Below are 19773 nucleotides of genomic sequence, written 5' to 3' on the forward strand. Positions count from 1 at the left end.
CATAAAAAATTCAGATTTTTACAAACAAATGAAACCTTTTCATCTGCCACCGATTGTAAAGAATGAAAGACGCGTGATTATTATCTCTATTTCTAAAAAATTCTATTTGGCCACTTTTACTCAGTGGCCATTTTCTTTCCTAGCATCCTGCCTGTTGTTTCAGATATTCATCAAAACTAATGGTATCTTCTCGTTCCAACGCGTCTTGCCGTTCCACGGAGGCTCGGCGTTCTATAGCAAACTGTTCGTCGCTAATAACCTCATATTCTTCATTAATCAATTGCTGATGATATTCATCTGCCAACTCTAACCCAAAACTACCAATACCTTGAGTTTTCATTTTTTCCAGCACACGAGCCGATAACGTCAGTGATGAATCATCAAACATAGCAATCAATCCTTCGCAAACCTTCCGATATTGCGAACCAGAACAACTATCCAATATTACAGCAACCCGTTTCAAGTCATTGAATAATTTTTTGCCAACTTTTGTTAATGGCTCTTCTACATTTCCACAACCAAGACCAATCACTTGCCCTGGTTTACGTCCTTCAAGGATTACCCTATCCCAATTTTTGCGGCAACAATCCAACTCATCACTGCTCATTTCCGGCGCTTCAGCAAGCACACACCATATTAAGAATAGATCAAGAAACCGAATTTGTGTTTCATCGACACCAATCGCTGTGAATGGATTAATATCCAATGAACGGACTTCAATATATTCCACGCCCCCACGCAGTAAAGCATCAGAAGGCGATTCATTCTCTTTTGTGACACGCTTAGGCCGGATCGGTGCATACAACTCATTTTCAATCTGTAAGACATTTGTATTGAGCTGAATATGTTTATTACCTTGCTTAACTCCCAACTTAGCAAACTCTTCAGAAGGTTTATGAATGGCTTTTTTCAGTTCCGCTACATAGGTTCGTAAGTTATTAAACGTAATATTCAGATCGCTCTGTGATTTATTGGTATATCCTAAGTTACTCATCCTCAATGAAGTCGCATAAGGCAGATAACAAGTCCCCTCTTCTATTTGTTCAAAAGGCAAAGAAGTCTGTCTACCACGCAAGAATGAAGAACAAATCGCCGGAGAAGCACCAAACAGATACGGGATCACCCACCCAAAGCGATAATAGTTACGGATCAGGCGGAAATAACCATCAGAGATCTTATCCTTACCACTCTCCGCATCTTCAACGCCTGCCCATGCCTGCCAAAATTCAATTGGTAATGAAAAATTATAATGAACCCCCGAGATGGTCTGCATTAGAGCGCCATAACGATTCTTCAAACCTTCGCGGTATAAAGTCTTATAACGACCAATATTCGATGTGCCATACTGAGCCAGAGTGATGTTTTCTTCCGCATCAATAAAACATGGCATACTCAAAGGCCACATTTTTTCTTTATCCAACATACGCGCTGTATGACGATGAATATCTCTAAGAAACGAAATAGTATTTTTAACGTCACTATCAACTGGTGTTATGAATTCTAACAATGACTCTGCAAAGTCAGTAGTAATCCATTTATGCGTAAGCGCTACGCCAAGTGCTGCTGGATGCTTCGTTACTGCCAAATGACCATCTGGAGTAACACGCAATGTTTCACGTTCAACACCGCGACGAATTCCCTTTAAAATTGTCGGATGCGCCTCTAACCATGACAGAGCTTTTGATACGTCCGGGATCAATTCGACCTCCCGTAGTGTTTTAGAAGAATTTTTATAAGCGTTTACTTTATATTAAACAAGCCGAATTGTCGCTGATTAGATATATAAGCCAAAACGTTTCAGTTCCATATTAGGAAGCTGGTTATGGAAAGGAATAGAAACAAAAGCCCCAGCTGTTTAGCTGGGGCTTGATATGGCGCATCCAGAAGGATTCGAACCTCCGACCGCTCGGTTCGTAGCCGAGTACTCTATCCAGCTGAGCTATGGATGCGTGGTCTGTTTGTTACTCCGGTAAAAAGGCAAATTGCTTTGATTACCTGAATGGTACCTTGAATGACTTTACCTCAAGGTTAATATGGCGCATCCAGAAGGATTCGAACCTCCGACCGCTCGGTTCGTAGCCGAGTACTCTATCCAGCTGAGCTATGGATGCGTGTTCTGTTTGTTACTCCGGTAAAAAGGCAAATTTGCTTTGGTTACCTGAATGGCACCTTGGATAACTTCATCTCAAGGTTAAGTATGGCGCATCCAGAAGGATTCGAACCTCCGACCGCTCGGTTCGTAGCCGAGTACTCTATCCAGCTGAGCTATGGATGCGTGGTCTGTTTGTTACTCCGGTAAAAAGGCAAATTTGCTTTGGTTACCTGAATGGCACCTTGGATAACTTCATCTCAAGGTTAAGTATGGCGCATCCAGAAGGATTCGAACCTCCGACCGCTCGGTTCGTAGCCGAGTACTCTATCCAGCTGAGCTATGGATGCGTGTTCTGTTTGTTACTCCGGTAAAAAGGCAAAATTGCTTTTATTACCCGAATATCACCTTGGACGAATTCATCTCAAGGTTAAATATGGCGCATCCAGAAGGATTCGAACCTCCGACCGCTCGGTTCGTAGCCGAGTACTCTATCCAGCTGAGCTATGGATGCGTGCTTTAAATGGCGGTGAGAGAGGGATTCGAACCCTCGATGCAGCTCTTAACCGCATACTCCCTTAGCAGGGGAGCGCCTTCAGCCTCTCGGCCATCTCACCTTACGCTTTCTTTCGAACCGTGGCGAAGAACTTTTTTTTAAGCTCCTCGTCACTGCGTGGCGCACATATTACTTTCCCAGACTTATAAGTCAAACAATTTTTCTAAACCTGTGTTTGTTTGAACACTTCACACACAAGATGGCTAGTTTAACATCGGAAAGTGTGCTTTATCAGCTGTAAACTATCTCAAAATTGAAATTTATATATACCCGTTATCTTTCAAGTTGCCTCTTTGTTGGCTGCACTCACTCACCCCAGTCACATAGTTATCTATGCTCCCGGGGATTCGCTCCCTGGCCGTCGCGATGCATCTTGAAATCCATAGGGTATAAGTCATTATTCACTACAATAACATCATAGGAATTGCCTTTTCTTATAAAAAAGAGGCGATAATAGGTAGGAATAAAGCTCCACAGAATATTAACAGGGGGGAAATACCTCAAAAATGGCGCCCGGTTCTGACAGAGATAGGACGCCAACTTAGAGTCAATAAGTTGTTGGCTGAGATTTTTCGGCCTGAATCCGCTGATAAATTTCTTCACGGTGAACAGAAACTTCTTTAGGGGCATTTACACCAATACGAACTTGGTTACCTTTAACCCCCAGTACTGTAACTGTTACCTCATCGCCTATCATGAGTGTTTCACCAACTCGACGAGTCAGAATAAGCATTCTTTGCTCCTTGAAAATTTAAAAGAGTCGGGTCATTAGGTTTCCCCGCTATTATCCATCAAACACCGTGAAAACGTAAAACAATGGTATATGCTTAAAGTATAAGCAATTTTGAGCGCATTTCCTACATATTATAGTTTAGCCAAAATAAATAAATATGCACTCAACCTTTTAACAATTTCACAACAAGATTTCAAGGCACCATAAAACAACTATTATGGTGCCTTTAAAACTCAGGTAACTTAGGTAATACCGCTTATAAACGCGATGCTACCCAATCTTCCACACTATCCAAAGCAGACGGTAATGACTTAACATCAGAACCCCCCGCTTGAGCCATATCAGGACGGCCTCCACCCTTGCCACCGATTTGCTGAGCTATAGAAGAAATTAATTCACCTGCTTTTATTCTAGCAGTCAGATCCTTTGTGACACCAACAATTAAGCTGACTTTATCATCACTTATAGTAGAAAGCACAATAATTGCTGAACCTAGTTGATTTTTCAGATCATCGACCATAGTTCTCAACGTTTTAGGTTCTGTATTATTTAATTGGCTTACCAATAACTTCACACCTTTCACTTCTTTCGCTTTGCTTGCCAAAGAAGAGCTTTCCTGTGCTGCGTTTTGATCTTTAATCTGTTGAAGTTCTTTTTCTAGTACTTTGGTTTTATCCAGTATTCCCCGTACCTTATCGTTCAGGTTATTGATATCACCTTTCACCAGCTGAGCAATATCCTGAAGTAAATCGAACTGTTGATATACAGATTCTAGTGCCTTTTTGCCTGTAATTGCTTCTATCCTACGTATACCAGCAGCAGTGCCTGATTCGGCAGTAATACGGAATAAACCAATATCACCGGTACGGCTTGCATGAGTTCCTCCACATAATTCAGTGGAAAAATTCCCCATTGAGAGTACACGGACTTTCTCTTCGTATTTTTCACCAAATAGTGCCATTGCCCCTTTAACTTTCGCTGCTTCCAGATCCATCAATTCAGTAATGACAGATGAATTCTTACGAATTTCAGCATTAACTAGATCTTCTACCTGACGGATCTGTTCCGGTTTCATCGCCTCAAAATGCGAGAAATCAAAACGAAGATATTTATCGTTAACCAAGGAGCCTTTCTGAGATACGTGCTCACCCAAAATCTGACGTAGTGCCGCATGTAATAGATGAGTTGCTGAATGATTTAAACGGATCGCATCACGGCGTTTTACATCAATAACCGCATTGAGCTCATGGTTTACACTTAAGGTCCCTTTTTCAAGCTTACCGATATGGCCGATAGCTTGACCATATTTTTGTGTATCAATAACACAAAAAGCACAATCGGCATTACTCAGAATGCCTGAGTCACCAACTTGTCCACCAGACTCAGCATAAAAAGCCGTCTTATCCAGTATAACAATCGCTTCTTCACCCGCTTGAATTTGATTGACTGATTCACCATTACGGAAGATAGCAGTTACTTTTGCCTGCTGTTCGTTATGATCGTAACCAGAGAAATCACTGCGCTCATCAACCTTAATCAGTTCGTTATAATCAGCACCAAAACCACTTGATTCACGCGCGCGACGACGCTGATTTTCCATTGCTACTGCAAAACCGTCTTCATCAACCTTAATATTACGCTCACGACAAACATCAGCGGTTAAATCTACAGGGAAACCATAGGTATCGTACAGACGGAATGCGGTTTCACCATCCAAGATATCACCAGACAGTTTTACCAGTTCATCATCCAGCAACTGAAGCCCACGTTCCAGAGTACGGGCAAATTGCTCTTCTTCTGTCTTCAAGACTTGCTCAACAATTGCTTGCTGGTGTTTAAGCCCTTCTCCCGCAGCGCCCATCACTTCTATCAATGGCGCAACCAGCTTATAGAAGAAAGTATCTGTAGCCCCCAACATGTTACCGTGACGGATAGCGCGGCGGATAATACGGCGCAGCACATAACCACGGTTTTCATTAGAAGGTATGACTCCATCACCAATCAAGAAAGCACATGAACGAATATGATCAGCAATAACCCGCAAAGATTTATTATTCAGATCATCTGTAGCACCAGTAACATTAGCTACAGCAGCAATCAAGTCACGAAACAGATCGATCTCATAGTTGGAATTGACATGCTGTAGTACAGCCGCAATGCGCTCTAGCCCCATTCCCGTATCTACGGATGGTTTTGGCAATGGTTCCATCGTGCCATCAGCATGGCGGTTGAACTGCATAAAAACGATGTTCCAGATTTCGATATATCTGTCACCATCTTCTTCTGGGCTTCCAGGCGGCCCCCCCCAAATATGGTCACCATGATCATAGAAAATTTCAGTACAAGGGCCGCAAGGTCCGGTATCACCCATTTGCCAGAAGTTATCTGATGCATAAGGGACACCTTTGTTATCACCAATGCGGATAATTCTTTCTGCGGGTATTCCAACCTTATTTTGCCAGATATCATAGGCTTCATTATCTGTATGATAGACAGTCACCCATAATTTTTCTTTAGGCAAATTGAACCAATCTTTGCCAGTCAGAAGTTCCCAAGCATAGTTAATAGCATCATGTTTGAAATAGTCACCAAAACTGAAATTACCCAACATCTCAAAAAAAGTATGATGACGCGCGGTGTAACCTACGTTTTCTAAATCATTATGCTTACCACCGGCACGAACACAGCGCTGAGCAGTTGTTGCTCGGGAATAAGATCTTTTGTCCAGTCCAAGAAATACATCTTTAAACTGATTCATTCCTGCGTTGGTAAATAGTAGCGTTGGGTCATTATTTGGAACCAAAGAACTACTTGGCACTACCTGATGCCCTTTAGTATGAAAAAAGTCGAGAAACGCTTGACGGATCTCAGCGGTGCTTTTGCTCATAATTGTCCCGAAATCAAGCTGGAAAAAACAGATTTATGAATTGGTCAGGTGGAATGTTTCATCACCTATTTTCAACTCACGAATAAACAAAGTGGGGATAAGATAAAATTTCTTCCATTAGAAGTAAAATCCCAGATACATCCATTCGCTGGCGACATTGTAAATCGTCTGGGTATTTTCTGAAAGCATGATCGCATTATACGGATAACACTTGCTCTCTCAGGGAGGAACCGCACCATCATCAACGCGGTTTAAGTTTAATAGTAAACTAAGTTTAGTAATAAAATTTTACCGACGTAATATCTCCAGTCTTTATTACAAGAAACTTACCATTTCACAGGCCATGGCTGTTTGTGCCGAACTGATCTTATATAAGATTCCACATAGACAAAAACAGTATATACCCTTCATCCTTCAAGTTGCTGCTTTGTTGGCTGCTTTCACTCCCCCCAGTCACATCGTTATCTATGCTCCTGGGGATTCGTTCACTTGCCGCCGCGCTGCGGCTCGAAATTTATTGGGTATATTTCACCACTTATATCCAGAACACAACGCATTACTTTCGTTTTTATCCCTGTCCAATATTAGACAGGGTTTATGGAAATTTTTGCTAATACAGGCTATCGATACAATTAGACTAAAATTCTTCGTTATTAATCTCTTCGCTTCCACTGTCTCCGTCTTCATAGTCAGAAGCGGCACTGCTAAATTCTCCAGCATTATGTAACAGCATTTCGCGTAATTTTTTATCCAACTCAGTAGCAATTTCAAGATGCTCTTTCAGGTAGGTAGTAGCATTCGCTTTGCCCTGACCAATTTTATCGCCATTGTAGCTGTACCATGCACCTGCTTTTTCTATCAGTTTATGCTTCACACCTAAGTCGATTAATTCCCCATAAGTGTTGATACCTTCACCATACATAATCTGGAATTCTGCTTGCTTAAATGGCGCTGCCACTTTGTTTTTCACAACCTTAACGCGGGTTTCACTACCAATAACCTCTTCACCATTTTTTACAGAGCCAATGCGACGAATATCCAGACGGACGGAAGCATAGAATTTCAGTGCATTACCACCGGTTGTCGTTTCAGGGTTACCAAACATGACCCCGATTTTCATACGGATCTGGTTGATAAAGATCAACAGTGTATTAGAGCTTTTCAGGTTACCCGCTAATTTGCGCATTGCCTGGCTCATCATACGCGCCGCCAACCCCATATGAGAATCGCCAATTTCCCCTTCTATCTCGGCTTTTGGTGTTAAAGCAGCAACGGAGTCTACAATAATGACATCAACAGCACCGGAACGCGTCAGCGCATCACATATCTCAAGAGCTTGTTCACCCGTATCTGGTTGAGAACACAGCAGGTTATCAATATCAACACCCAGTTTCTTAGCATATACAGGATCAAGAGCGTGTTCAGCGTCAATAAACGCACAGGTTTTACCTTCGCGTTGTGCTGCGGCAATAACCTGTAATGTTAGCGTTGTCTTACCAGAGGATTCTGGACCATAGATTTCAACAATACGCCCCATCGGCAAGCCACCAGCACCTAACGCAATATCCAGTGACAGTGAACCAGTGGAGATAGTTTCAACGTCCATTGAACGGTCTTCGCCCAGACGCATAATGGAACCTTTACCAAATTGTTTTTCAATTTGGCCTAGTGCCGCAGCCAGTGCTTTTTGTTTATTTTCATCAATAGCCATTTTTACTCCCTCGTAAGCAATGAAAGGTTACCTCACTGCCGATGAATAATTGTCTGAACAAAATGTTGCCTGCAATTATACTGTATAATCATACAGCATCAAGCTAATTTTTTATAATCTCTGATAGCAACGTCTCTAGAGAATAAATTGCAGCTTGAAGGCGAACTTCATTTCGATCACCGCTAAAACAGCAATGACGGGTGACAACCTTTATTCCATTTGCTGTACGGTATGCAAACCCAAGCCATACTGTACCAACAGGTTTTTTTTCGCTGCCACCATCAGGCCCAGCGATACCGCTGACAGCAACGGCAAGATCTGCCTGCGCTGCTTTCAATGCCCCTGTTGCCATCTCTTTCACAACCTGCTCACTGACAGCACCATGTTGTCGTAAAACCGTTTCTGATACACCAAGCATCTGATGTTTAGCTTTATTACTGTACGTCACAAAACCCCGGTCAAAATAAGCGGAACTCCCCGCAATATCCGAGATTGCTTTCGCCAGCCAACCACCTGTGCAAGATTCAGCAAAGGTCACCCACAGTTTTTGCTGTTTCAATTTCGTTCCCAGCTCAATACTAAGCTGAGTCAAAATTTTTTCATCCATAACCCACCTTTTATCCGGAAAAAGATCCATTTTTCTGAAACCGATTCCAAATCCACAAACTAGTAATTGTCAGCGCAAATAACATACCAAAACCTATTCCTACAGTAACAACCGGGACACCTATTTTAATGGCCAGTGAATACAAACCAAGCATCAGCAACATGGCTGTATTTTCACCTAAATTCTGCACTGCAATTGCATTACCAGCGCCAACTGTTTGTCTGCCTCTTTCCTGCAATAATGCATTCAATGGAACAACAAACATTCCCCCGAAAATACCGAGAATAATTAATATGATATGAGAAGCCCAGATATTCTGCTGAACAGCAAAAATTACCACCATCACACCAATTAAAATGCCAGCCGGCATACAACGGTACACTGTTTTTAAAGTAATAAGACGGGCAGCAACACCGGCACCAATAATAACCCCAATCGCCACCATGACATTAAGTACTGTCGGTGTACTGTTATCCGTAATTCCCAGAACGACAGGTACCCATAAGACCAACAGAAATCTCAATGTTACACCCGCTCCCCAAAACAAACTGGTGCCAACCAAAGAAAACCGTGCTCCTTTGTTATGCCAAAGAATACAACATGCTGAAATAAAGTCTGTCAGCATCCTTTTCAGATTCCAATCCTTATTTTGATGGACTGCCGATAATCGAGGAATAAAGAAATTAACAATGACAGCGATACCATATATTAATGCACAAGCAAATAACGCGACTATCAAATTCCAATCAGATAAAAAACCACCAGCAACAGAACCAATGAGAATAGCCATGATGGTTGAAGCCTCCATCAAACCATTAGCCTTTACTAAACGATCACCATCGGTCAGTTCAACCAAGATTCCGTATTTAGCCGGTGAATATGATGCTGCACCAATCCCAACCAAGGCATAACCAAAAAATGGATCATAACCCAGGCAAAGACTAAGCGCGCCCAATAACTTGAAGCTATTAGCAAATAACATCACTCTGCCTTTTGAGAAGCCATCTGCTATTCGCCCCACAAAAGGCGCTAATAAAATATACGCAAGGACAAACACGATTTGCAATATCGGCTGGCTCCAGTCTGGGTAAAACTGCGCTTTCAACTGTGCCAGAATTGCAAAAAACAGAGCATTATCTGCAAACGCCGAACAAAACTGCGATATTAATACTGCTTTCATGCCGCGGGTTAATAACGGTTGAGCAACAACAGAAGATTTATCCACAATTGTTATTCCTGTCCAGCTTCAGTTATTTTATGTTTCATTCTACCGAGAATAGTACAGAATCCCTGTTTATCAATTGAAACAATATCTCCAGTGTCGTACCAACCAAATTGGATATTCCCATATTCATCTTCCACCGATGGTCGTTCCAAATGATTTGGATCTTCAACTCTCAGATACCCTTTCATCATATTTGGACCTCGTAATTGCAAACATCCTCCTTCTTTGATACCTGCTACCGATATCAAACGGAATTCCATTTCCGGCAAAATTCGCCCGACAGTACCAACTTTAGCCATCATCGGCACATTCAATGCAACCACTGGCGCACACTCTGTTATTCCATACCCTTCAAAAATGCGAATACCGAATTTATCTTGCCAAATGCGCTTAGTATTTTCAGAAAGCTTTTCAACACCCGCCACAACATAGCGAAGACGTGCAAAATCATATTGATGAGCAAAAGAGGCATAATTTTCCAGGCAAGTGGATGTGCTTAATAATACAGTGCAATTGCGTTCATATACCAATTCTGATACCACCCGATAGTGCAATGGATTTGGGTAGAGAAATATCCGGCAACCAGCCAACAGAGGAGTCAATAGACCAACAGTCAAACCAAATGCATGAAACAATGGTAGAGAAGACATAAAACGATCAAGTGGATTGAAATCAGTAATGGTTTTTATCTGTTCCACATTGGCCAATAAACTGGAGTGACTATGAACTACCCCTTTTGGTACAGCCTCTAAACCGGACGTAAATAACACCAAAGCGTCGTCATCAGGTTTTTGTTCCACCATCGCTTGCTTCGGAAAAAAGAGGTGCCACAAGATCCATAATTTATCCAGAAAAGTCACTGTACCTACCAAATCCTCAAGATAAACCCAGTTAACTTCAGTAACCTGTTCAGATAAATTAGTTAACTTCTCCTTTTGCAGAAACTGCCGGGAAGTCACAATAGTCTTAATACTGGCTGCTGTTACAGCATTTTTCAGCCCATTACTATCTACCGTATAGTTTAACAGAGCCGGTATTCTTCCTCTCAAAGATGCACCAAATATAACAGACACCATAATAGTAGAATTTGGTAAAAGAAGACCGATACGTTCACCCTGACAGGTAAAACGCTGCAATATACGGCTGATACTCAGTGTTTTCTTAAGTAAGCTGTTATAGCTATCCTCTTTAAAAGAAATATCTTCAATACAGGGCTTAAAACGGCCAAATCGTTTCTGTGCAGCTAATAAAGATTCAAATATTGTTTCTTGCGGACGAGCTGCCATTCGTGCATTCATCATTATTTGATGCAAGCGTTCTCCCGCTAAACGACGTTTCTGTTCCGCGTTAGATGCATCCGGCATCGGTAATTGCGTGGCTGGTAGGATTTTTATTGTCACCTTCGGAAAAAGATGAAGTTTGAAAATACCTTTTAATCGACTGAATATCGTTTTTTCCAACCCTTCAATACGCACTGGAACTATCACAGCTTCTGATATCGCTGCAATAAAAGCCGCCCCATCATAGGTTTTCATCAAAGAACCGGTAACAGTAATTCGCCCTTCAGGGAAGACAACTATTGGCCGTCCTTTTTCTATTTCTCTGACGAGTAACCTGACTGCCATGGGATTGATGGGATCTAAAGGAACTATTTCAACATAGCGCCTTACAAATTTCATAAAACCTAGGTTGGCAATGCTGGAGTAGACAGCAAATACCGGCTTGGTTGGTAAGAAAAGTGTTAACAAAACACCATCAAGAAAAGAGACATGATTAGGTGTAATAAGACATTTTGGGTAGGTAAATTGTTTAATATCCCCTTCTATTGTTAAACGAAACATCAAACGAAAAACAAACCTTAGAAATTTAAACAACATATCCGTATCTCAGCTTATTTGAAAAATAAATAGAAAATACTATTTATTATTCAATACCATAATATTCTTATTTTCAAATAAAAAAATTCTCAAATAGCGTTAAGAGATTATTCTGGAAAGAATAATTTCTTTCACACAAGTTGTAATTTTTTCCGGTGAAAGTTGTGCATTAATAATATGATTTGCACATTCACAATAGAGTTTTTCCCTTGCTGCAAGCACTTCTTCCATTTCTTCAACAATAGATTTTCCTGTCAAACTAGGGCGTTGAGTATTTTCCGGATGCTGCATTAATCGTTCTGCTAATATGTCAGCTGAAGCCTGAAGATAAATCACCATACCATTTTGTTGCATATACTGGCGATTTTCAGCTGAAAGAATGATCCCGCCACCAGTAGAAATAACCCGATTTTTTTGACTAACTTGTTGCAAGGCTTGACTTTCCAATTGCCGAAATTGTTGCCACCCTTGCCGATTAACAATATCAGCAATTGTCATATTACTGGTTTGTTGAATATGATGGTCAGTGTCAATAAATGTGTACGACAATTCATTCGCTAATAGTTTTCCAACCGTCGTTTTTCCTGCTCCACGTGCACCTACAATAAACAATATTGGGTTCATTGCTTGATATCCTTGGTAAATTTCATCATTAAAAATATATTAGCACCTATAGTAACCAGTACCTTACATCAACGTAAAATCAAAAGTTAATGATACATGGAAAAAACTACCCCAAGGCATGATTCTACTGATATCTCAATTAATCAAATACGCTTTTGGGGTAACAATAAAACAGATTATTGACGGATTAGATCATCGCCATAACCAACCCATTTATATGTAGTCAACGCATCCAATCCCATTGGGCCACGGGCATGCAGTTTCTGAGTGCTGACTGCAACTTCTGCTCCCAAACCAAATTGTCCACCATCAGTAAAGCGAGTACTGGCATTCACATAAACTGCTGCGGAATCCACCTGACGAACAAAATAGTCAGCATTGTGCAAAGATTGCGTCAGAATTGCATCAGAATGGGATGTACCGTATGTACGGATATGGTTAATTGCCTGCTCAATATCACTGACAATTTCTACATTCATATCCAGAGATAGCCATTCATCACTGTAATCTACTTCTGTTACCTCTACGACCTTAGCGGGACCTTCTAGCAAAAATTCCATTGCTGATTTACTAGCATGGAGGGTAACCCCCTGTGCTTTCATGTTTTCACTCAGCGCAGGTAAAAAGTCTGCCGCGATCTTCTCATGTACCAGCAAAGTTTCCAAAGCATTACAGGCACTTGGACGTTGCACCTTAGCGTTAGTGATTACAGTCAATGCCTGATTAAAATCAACACTTTCATCGACAAAAATATGGCAGACACCAATACCTCCAGTGATAACCGGAATAGTTGATTGCTCGCGGCACAGTTTATGCAACCCAGCACCACCACGCGGAATCAACATATCCACATAACGGTCCATTTTCAGTAGCTGAGTGACTAACTCACGATCCGGTTTATCTATCACCTGCACAGCTGCGGCAGGCAATCCACTCTGTTCAAGTGCGCGCTGAATCACTTTAACTGTTGCCTGATTGGTGTTGTGAGTTTCTTTACCACCACGCAAAATAACCGCGTTACCGGTTTTCAAACACAGAGATGCAACGTCAATAGTCACATTAGGGCGCGCTTCATAAATCACCCCAACCACACCAAGGGGTACACGACGACGCTCCAGCTTCAAACCACTGTCGAGCAAACTGCCATCAATTATTTGTCCAACCGGATCAGATAAACGGCATACCTGGCGAACATCATTCGCGATCGCTGTCAAACGTTCAGATGTCAGTAACAGACGATCCAACAATGCTTCATTCATTCCCTGTTCACGGGCTTGAATCATATCAAGTTGATTAGCTTCAAGAATGACAGCACTTTCCTGCTCCAGCAAATCTGCAATGTGGATTAATGCCTGATTTTTCTGTTTTGTACTTAACTGTGCCAGTTGCCATGAGGCTTCTCTGGCAGCCTTTCCCATTTGCTCTAACATTATGAATCCTTAACTCACGATCATGTCGTCACGATGAACCGCAACAGCGCCATATTCATAACCGAGGATTTGGCTTATCTGCTGTGAATGATGACCGGCTATCAAACGCAAAGCATCACTATTATAGCGGCTAACACCACGTGCCAAATCCCTGCCAGATAGACTACGAATGCAGATAACCTCTCCTCGGGAGAAATTGCCTTTAATATTTTTAATCCCTTTCGGTAATAAAGAGCTGCCTTTTTCGCAGATTGCCGTTCCGGCACCGTGGTCAACAATAATTTCACCTGCGGGAGGTGCGCCAAAAATCCAACGCTTACGGTTTTCCATTGGGCTTGCCAACCCATGGAAGCGAGTACCTACCGGGTTACCTTCAATGACATCAGAGATGACATTAGATTTACTGCCCGCTGCAACAATCACATCAATACCGGCACGACCGGCAATTCCCGCAGCCTGAAGTTTAGTTGCCATTCCCCCCGTCCCTAAACCAGAAACGCTATCACCAGCAGCCATACGTAATTCGTCACTGATATCATAAACTTCCGGGATAAGTTCTGCATTTGGATTACTACGTGGATCAGCGGTATATAACCCTTCAATATCAGTCAGCAATAACAGCTTATCTGCTCCACCCAAAATTGCTGCCAGGGCAGATAAGTTATCATTATCACCAACTTTAATTTCAGCAGTAGCAACCGCATCATTCTCATTAATTACAGGAACAATACGATTGTCGAGCAAAGCATGCAGAGTGTCTCTGGCATTTAAAAAACGCTCACGATCTTCCAAATCTGCACGAGTCAATAACATCTGTCCAACATGAATACCATAAATAGAAAAAAGCTGTTCCCATAACTGAATCAACCGGCTTTGACCTACCGCAGCCAATAATTGTTTAGAAGCAATAGTGGCAGGCAAATCCGGGTATCCCAGATGTTCCCGACCTGCCGCAATCGCACCGGAAGTCACAATAATAATGCGGTGGCCTTTTTCATGTTGCTGAGCACATTGACGAACAAGCTCCACAATATGGGCTCGATTGAGGCGACGCGATCCACCCGTCAATACACTTGTTCCCAGTTTCACAACCAATGTTTGGCTGCTATTCATCATATTTCTGCCGTTATATTTAATTTGAAGAAAACAGTGTTCAGTTTTAACAGGAGAAAAGCATAATGCCAACAGGCATCATGCTAAATTAAAAAAATGTTAGTTTAAAACAAGCTTATGCTATTAATTTCAACTGAAAATGCGCTAACTCTTCAGAACATGCTGTTTTAATTTGCAAGAGTCAATAGCTCCGATAAAGCATTTAGGGGAATCCTGTAAATTGGTTAAAATCATCAAGTAAAAATAATTAATAACAGATTTTATTTTTCAACCATTGACTGGTCTCTTGTAACGCCTTATCGAAACTGCTGTAAACAGGAGTCGCCGGAATAGCCAGTAATTTACTGTCCATAGACGACATTGCTATCAGCTTCGATTCTTCTTTCGAGCTGAAAATATCATTCTGCCAGTAACCAGCCAACATAGGAACGGGACAACGCCGACCTAACAAACCTTGCTTTTTAAGAGAATAACAACTGAGTTCGAGACGAAACGCATTTTCATCCACATTATCAATACCCAACCTACTGGCAAACATATCAAGATACATTGCTGGCGCATTTTGTTGGCGCTCAACATTATTGAGCCATTCATGAACAATAGCACCAAGAACCGCAATTCCCTTAATACGTTTAGGCTCCAAATAGGCTAACCGGACAGCGACATTAGCACCAAAACGGAAACCAAAGATGCCAACCCGGGTATGGTCAATCCAGGGGATTTCACTCAATTGATGAATGACTTGCTGATGAAGAGTACAGGTATCTTGTGTCAACTTTAGACGTGAAGAATAACCAATTGAAGGCATATCCACCGTCAACATAGCAAACCCGAGAGGAGCCAAATAATCGCGGAATAGCCGATAATAATCACTTTGCAAATTATCTAAACTGCCACAAACCAAAATGGTTGGAGACGGCCCTTGCAGTTGTTGAGGCAAGTGAAGGAAACCGGTCACACAACCACCTTCTTTCAGTTTGAACTCTATTTTCCTCAACTGATAGTTAGAGTAATGAGCTGCATTTTCATAAGCTTTATTTGCCAAAATAACTGCCTGTTGAGACAACTCATCACCTTTAAGATGGGGATAACCGGCAATGCTATACAAATTAGCTGCTTTCAACCAAAAACTGCCAGCTTCTGGAGTTTGTCCGGTTTGCAATGCTTTCTGTTGCCAGAACATAGCCTGATGTGACCACTCAAAAACCCAGTTACCTTTACGATATCCAACTACAGTATCCAATAAATCATCATGACTACGTTGAGAGCTTGTTATGGCAATCCGGCACAATACTTCTTCTATTTCAAATGGATCAATTCCTCGCCAAATCCACATCAGCCGGTTAATCATACGATACCAACGACCGTGGCTATTACCGTCCAGCGTATTGTAATTACCGGCAATCAATCGTGGATAGCGGTGTTTTATCAGCGTAGAGGTTTCCTGATGTTTTTGCTTTGGCTTAAAAAGTGATTCTGAAAGATTCTGTTTTGCCATAACCAATGCTGACTTTATTTACCTTCACAAATTGGTGGAACGAATACCACGCCCATATCCCAAGGTTGCTCAATCCAGGTATCTTGTGGAATATCAATAACATAATCATCAACCAAAGGACGACCTGCCGGTTTGGCAAAAATAGTCACAAAATGAGCTTTTGGATACATTTCACGAATAGCCTGAGCGGTGCCACCAGTGTCAACTAAATCATCGACGATGATGAAACCTTCACCATCACCTTCTGCTTTCTTCAATACTTGCAGCTCACGTTGATTATTATGGTCATAGCTGGAAATACAGACTGTATCCACATGACGGATGCCCAGTTCACGCGCAAGGAGCGCTCCAGGTACAAGGCCCCCACGACTGACAGCAATGATGCCTTTCCACTGTTCGACAGGAAGCAAACGTTGTGCCAATTTACGGGCATGTATTTGTAACATATCCCAGGTTACGACGTATTTTTCGCTCATAAGAATTGATCCCGGCAACTAAGAATATTTCAGAAAAGATTTTTTGCAGAAAAAAGTTGCGCGAGATTATAGTGATTTAAGTGAGTAAAAACCAGCGGAAACAGGGAATCGACGAATCATATTATTCTTACTAAAAGAAAGTGGTATTCTGAGTTTAATAACATCATAGCGTTAAGCGCTCGTAATAATAAAACCTATATCTCGGGTAGAGATTAGTATTTTCATCTTATTGAAATGCAGTCACAGGAGATTCGTCGTGTCAGAACTATCACAATTATCCCCTCAACCTCTATGGGACATCTTTGCCAAAATCTGCTCTATTCCTCACCCTTCTTATCATGAAGAAGCGCTGGCAACTCACATTGTGCAATGGGCGCAAGAGAAACGCTTACATGTTGAACGCGATCAGGTTGGCAACATTCTGATCAGAAAGCCAGCCAGTAAAGGGCTGGAAAATCGCAAGTCAGTTGTTCTGCAAGCACACCTTGATATGGTGCCGCAGAAAAATAACGATACAGAGCATGATTTTACTCAAGATCCTATCCGTCCTTATATTGATGGTGAATGGGTTACTGCACAAGGTACAACACTCGGTGCTGACAACGGTATTGGTCTGGCATCAGCATTAGCTGTACTGGCTGATGACAATGTAAGACATGGTCCGCTGGAAGTTTTACTGACCATGACGGAAGAGACCGGAATGGATGGTGCTTTTGGCCTGCAACCGGGCTGGCTTAAGGCTGATATTTTAATCAATACCGATTCAGAAGAAGAAGGCGAAATTTATATGGGTTGTGCTGGCGGTATCGATTTCACGACAACTTTAGCACTGACTCGTGAAGAGGTTCCGGCTAACTACAAAACATTAAAACTGATAATCAAAGGTCTCAAAGGCGGGCATTCCGGTTGTGATATCCATTTGGGGCTGGGTAATGCCAACAAACTTCTGGCACGATTCCTTGCCGTCCATACTGAAGAGTTAGCGCTAAAACTGCTCGATTTCCAAGGCGGCACTCTGCGTAACGCTATTCCACGCGAAGGCCATGTTATTATTGCCATCCCCGCCGATAAAGTAACACAGCTTACCCAACTGAAAGATAAATACCTAGACATACTGAAAAACGAATATGCCATCGTTGAGAAGAACCTGACGATATTGCTGGAAGAAGTTGAAACCAATATTCAGGCATTAACTGATGACTGCCAAAACTGTTTTATCTCATTGCTAAACAGTACTCCCAACGGTGTTATCCGTATGAGTGATGTCATCAAAGGTGTAGTAGAAACTTCCCTAAATGTGGGCGTTGTTGCAATGGAACAAGATAAGGTAAACATTATTTACTTAATCCGTTCGCTTATCGATAGCGGCAAATCTTACGTCATCAGTATGCTCTCTTCTCTGGCTAAATTGTCAAATGCTGAAATTTCCGCTAAAGGTGATTATCCTGGCTGGCAACCAGATGCAAATTCTCCAGTCATGCACTTGGTACGTGAAACCTATCAACAGCTATTCGATAAGACACCTAATATTATGGTGATCCACGCAGGACTAGAATGTGGACTGTTCAAGAAACCTTACCCTGATATGGACATGGTATCCATCGGGCCAACTATCACTGGCGCTCACTCCCCTGACGAACAGGTTCACATTAAGAGTGTCGGGCAATATTGGCAACTTCTGACCGCAGTCCTGAAAGCCATTCCTGAAAAAGCTTAATCAACTCTCCCCTGCCTTGATGTGATGGCAGGGGAATTACCATTCAAGCAAGTTACCATTCAAATAAAAGTTGCCGCTCAATTTCTGGGTCCTGCAAAGTCACGTGCAAACCAACTAAACGAACGCCACGCCCTTCCCGGCGAGATGTCCATGTTTTCTGGGCCAATTGTAGTAAATCCTGCTTATCCAATAGTGGATGAACATGCTCCTGAGTTGTTAATTGAAAATCTTCAAATTTCAATTTAACCCCCTGACGGGCAATCCGAAGATCAGGTTTAACGTTACTCAATCGTTTTTCCAATTCCAGATATAAACTCTCTATCAGTTCAGTGCACTGTTCCCATTGATGAATATCCTTCGCAAGTGTCTGCTCCACACCAATTGATTTTCGCAGACGATCTGGATTCACCAATCGTTCATCAATACCGTGACAACGATCCCAAAGTACCTGACCAAATTTCCCCAACTGTTTTACCAAAACAATGACGTCATATTTTTGTACATCAGAACAAGTTTCCAGCCCCATATTAGTCAGCCGTTGCACCATGACTTTGCCAACCCCCGGAATTTTTCCCAAAGGTAAAACCTTAACAAAATCAGCCACTCGATCAGGAGGAATGACATATTGCCCATTCGGTTTATTAATATCGGAAGCGATTTTTGCCAAAAATTTCACCGGTGCAATACCGGCTGATGCCGTCAATTGTAATTCATCAAAAATGGATTTACGGATCTCCTGTGCGATAAGCGTGGCAGATCCATAACAATGATGGCAATCAGTGACATCCAGATAAGCTTCATCCAATGACAGAGGCTCTATCCACTCAGTATAACGAGAAAATATCTGACGGATATTCTGGGAAACTTCCTTATACAGTGCCATACGCCCCGGAAGAACTTTAAGCTGAGGACAGAGTTTCAGCGCCATTGCCGTAGGCATTGCACTATGTACCCCAAAACGACGAGCAGGATAATTAGCCGTGCTGATAACACCTCGTTTATCTGCACTGCCACCCACCGCTATTGGAATATGACGGAGTGACGGATTATCACGCATTTCAATCGCTGCGTAGAAGCAATCCAAATCTACATGAATAATCTTTCGCATTCTGCTTCGACCAATCACCAAAAACTGTATAAATATACAGATTAATACACTTGAGTTCAATCCAATGACAAAACCAAGAGTGCCTCATCGTGTTCCTGTGAAAAGGCATTTGGAACTCAGTT

General features: G+C 42.0%; 14 protein-coding genes, 6 tRNA genes and 1 pseudogene. 1 reads left to right on the forward strand and 20 read right to left on the reverse strand.

The genetic code is table 11. The features are described from left to right. Positions 1-139: 139 nt before the first annotated feature. From gshA to gpt, 19 genes and pseudogenes are all read right to left on the reverse strand, one after another. On the reverse strand, positions 140-1699 hold the full coding sequence (gene gshA, locus BDD30_RS15230; protein ID WP_015835330.1) for a glutamate--cysteine ligase: 1560 nt from the start codon (positions 1697-1699) through the stop codon (positions 140-142). Positions 1700-1872: 173 nt separating this feature from the next. After that, positions 1873-1949 (reverse strand) — tRNA-Arg (locus BDD30_RS15235). Between the two features lie 85 nt (positions 1950-2034). Next, a tRNA-Arg gene (locus BDD30_RS15240) sits at positions 2035-2111 on the reverse strand. A gap of 87 nt (positions 2112-2198) precedes the next feature. Beyond that, a tRNA-Arg gene (locus tag BDD30_RS15245) sits at positions 2199-2275 on the reverse strand. Positions 2276-2362: 87 nt separating this feature from the next. Next, positions 2363-2439: transfer RNA gene (locus tag BDD30_RS15250), tRNA-Arg, on the reverse strand. A gap of 87 nt (positions 2440-2526) precedes the next feature. Continuing rightward, a tRNA-Arg gene (locus BDD30_RS15255) sits at positions 2527-2603 on the reverse strand. A gap of 10 nt (positions 2604-2613) precedes the next feature. Further along, positions 2614-2706 (reverse strand) — tRNA-Ser (locus tag BDD30_RS15260). Between the two features lie 199 nt (positions 2707-2905). Next, the gene (locus tag BDD30_RS23640) at positions 2906-3043 is read right to left on the reverse strand and encodes a hypothetical protein (RefSeq protein WP_170152966.1); all 138 of its coding nucleotides are present in this window, start codon (positions 3041-3043) and stop codon (positions 2906-2908) included. Positions 3044-3192: 149 nt separating this feature from the next. After that, positions 3193-3378, reverse strand: coding sequence for a carbon storage regulator CsrA (csrA, locus tag BDD30_RS15265; protein WP_002209449.1), 186 nt, complete (start codon positions 3376-3378; stop codon positions 3193-3195). Positions 3379-3634: 256 nt separating this feature from the next. Beyond that, positions 3635-6265, reverse strand: coding sequence for an alanine--tRNA ligase (gene alaS / locus BDD30_RS15270; protein WP_015835331.1), 2631 nt, complete (start codon positions 6263-6265; stop codon positions 3635-3637). A gap of 637 nt (positions 6266-6902) precedes the next feature. Further along, a complete protein-coding gene (gene recA / locus BDD30_RS15280; RefSeq protein ID WP_015835332.1) occupies positions 6903-7976 on the reverse strand; it encodes a recombinase RecA in 1074 nt (357 codons plus the stop codon). A 103-nt stretch (positions 7977-8079) separates the two neighbouring features. Beyond that, on the reverse strand, positions 8080-8583 hold the full coding sequence (gene pncC / locus BDD30_RS15285) for a nicotinamide-nucleotide amidase (protein ID WP_015835333.1): 504 nt from the start codon (positions 8581-8583) through the stop codon (positions 8080-8082). A gap of 10 nt (positions 8584-8593) precedes the next feature. Further along, positions 8594-9763 (reverse strand): lysophospholipid transporter LplT, encoded by a 1170-nt coding sequence (gene lplT, locus BDD30_RS15290; protein ID WP_049795267.1) that lies wholly within the window; start codon positions 9761-9763, stop codon positions 8594-8596. Between the two features lie 56 nt (positions 9764-9819). Further along, positions 9820-11685 (reverse strand): annotated as a pseudogene (aas, locus tag BDD30_RS15295) (bifunctional acyl-ACP--phospholipid O-acyltransferase/long-chain-fatty-acid--ACP ligase); the annotation flags it as partial. A gap of 99 nt (positions 11686-11784) precedes the next feature. After that, on the reverse strand, positions 11785-12309 hold the full coding sequence (gene aroL, locus BDD30_RS15300) for a shikimate kinase AroL (RefSeq protein ID WP_015835336.1): 525 nt from the start codon (positions 12307-12309) through the stop codon (positions 11785-11787). Between the two features lie 176 nt (positions 12310-12485). Then, the gene (proA, locus tag BDD30_RS15305) at positions 12486-13739 is read right to left on the reverse strand and encodes a glutamate-5-semialdehyde dehydrogenase (RefSeq protein ID WP_015835337.1); all 1254 of its coding nucleotides are present in this window, start codon (positions 13737-13739) and stop codon (positions 12486-12488) included. Between the two features lie 9 nt (positions 13740-13748). Further along, positions 13749-14852: a glutamate 5-kinase gene (gene proB / locus BDD30_RS15310; protein WP_041382270.1), complete on the reverse strand. Its 1104-nt coding sequence runs from the start codon at positions 14850-14852 to the stop codon at positions 13749-13751. Between the two features lie 247 nt (positions 14853-15099). Further along, entirely contained in the window at positions 15100-16350 is a 1251-nt protein-coding gene (frsA, locus tag BDD30_RS15315) for an esterase FrsA (protein WP_041382272.1), read from the reverse strand. A 14-nt stretch (positions 16351-16364) separates the two neighbouring features. Beyond that, positions 16365-16826, reverse strand: coding sequence for a xanthine phosphoribosyltransferase (gene gpt, locus BDD30_RS15320; RefSeq protein WP_041382274.1), 462 nt, complete (start codon positions 16824-16826; stop codon positions 16365-16367). Positions 16827-17082: 256 nt separating this feature from the next. On the opposite strand from gpt, the gene pepD reads away from it, so the two are divergent. After that, complete coding sequence (pepD, locus tag BDD30_RS15325) at positions 17083-18543, forward strand: beta-Ala-His dipeptidase (protein WP_041382276.1); 1461 nt, start codon at positions 17083-17085, stop codon at positions 18541-18543. A gap of 52 nt (positions 18544-18595) precedes the next feature. Here the strand turns inward: pepD and dinB are convergent, their stop codons facing one another. Then, on the reverse strand, positions 18596-19651 hold the full coding sequence (dinB, locus tag BDD30_RS15330) for a DNA polymerase IV (protein WP_041382278.1): 1056 nt from the start codon (positions 19649-19651) through the stop codon (positions 18596-18598). Positions 19652-19773: the final 122 nt, after the last annotated feature.

It is taken from the genome of Photorhabdus asymbiotica (assembly GCF_003634575.1).
GTDB lineage: Bacteria > Pseudomonadota > Gammaproteobacteria > Enterobacterales > Enterobacteriaceae > Photorhabdus > Photorhabdus asymbiotica.

Excerpts from the sequence above, each read along its gene's own strand:
- BDD30_RS23640 (WP_170152966.1), bottom strand. The coding sequence starts at position 3,043 with ATGACTTATACCCTATGGATTTCAAGATGCATCGCGACGGCCAGGGAG.
- csrA (WP_002209449.1), bottom strand. The coding sequence starts at position 3,378 with ATGCTTATTCTGACTCGTCGAGTTGGTGAAACACTCATGATAGGCGAT.
- alaS (WP_015835331.1), bottom strand. The coding sequence starts at position 6,265 with ATGAGCAAAAGCACCGCTGAGATCCGTCAAGCGTTTCTCGACTTTTTT.
- recA (WP_015835332.1), bottom strand. The coding sequence starts at position 7,976 with ATGGCTATTGATGAAAATAAACAAAAAGCACTGGCTGCGGCACTAGGC.
- pncC (WP_015835333.1), bottom strand. The coding sequence starts at position 8,583 with ATGGATGAAAAAATTTTGACTCAGCTTAGTATTGAGCTGGGAACGAAA.
- lplT (WP_049795267.1), bottom strand. The coding sequence starts at position 9,763 with ATGAAAGCAGTATTAATATCGCAGTTTTGTTCGGCGTTTGCAGATAAT.
- aroL (WP_015835336.1), bottom strand. The coding sequence starts at position 12,309 with ATGAACCCAATATTGTTTATTGTAGGTGCACGTGGAGCAGGAAAAACG.
- proA (WP_015835337.1), bottom strand. The coding sequence starts at position 13,739 with ATGTTAGAGCAAATGGGAAAGGCTGCCAGAGAAGCCTCATGGCAACTG.
- proB (WP_041382270.1), bottom strand. The coding sequence starts at position 14,852 with ATGAATAGCAGCCAAACATTGGTTGTGAAACTGGGAACAAGTGTATTG.
- frsA (WP_041382272.1), bottom strand. The coding sequence starts at position 16,350 with ATGGCAAAACAGAATCTTTCAGAATCACTTTTTAAGCCAAAGCAAAAA.
- gpt (WP_041382274.1), bottom strand. The coding sequence starts at position 16,826 with ATGAGCGAAAAATACGTCGTAACCTGGGATATGTTACAAATACATGCC.
- dinB (WP_041382278.1), bottom strand. The coding sequence starts at position 19,651 with ATGCGAAAGATTATTCATGTAGATTTGGATTGCTTCTACGCAGCGATT.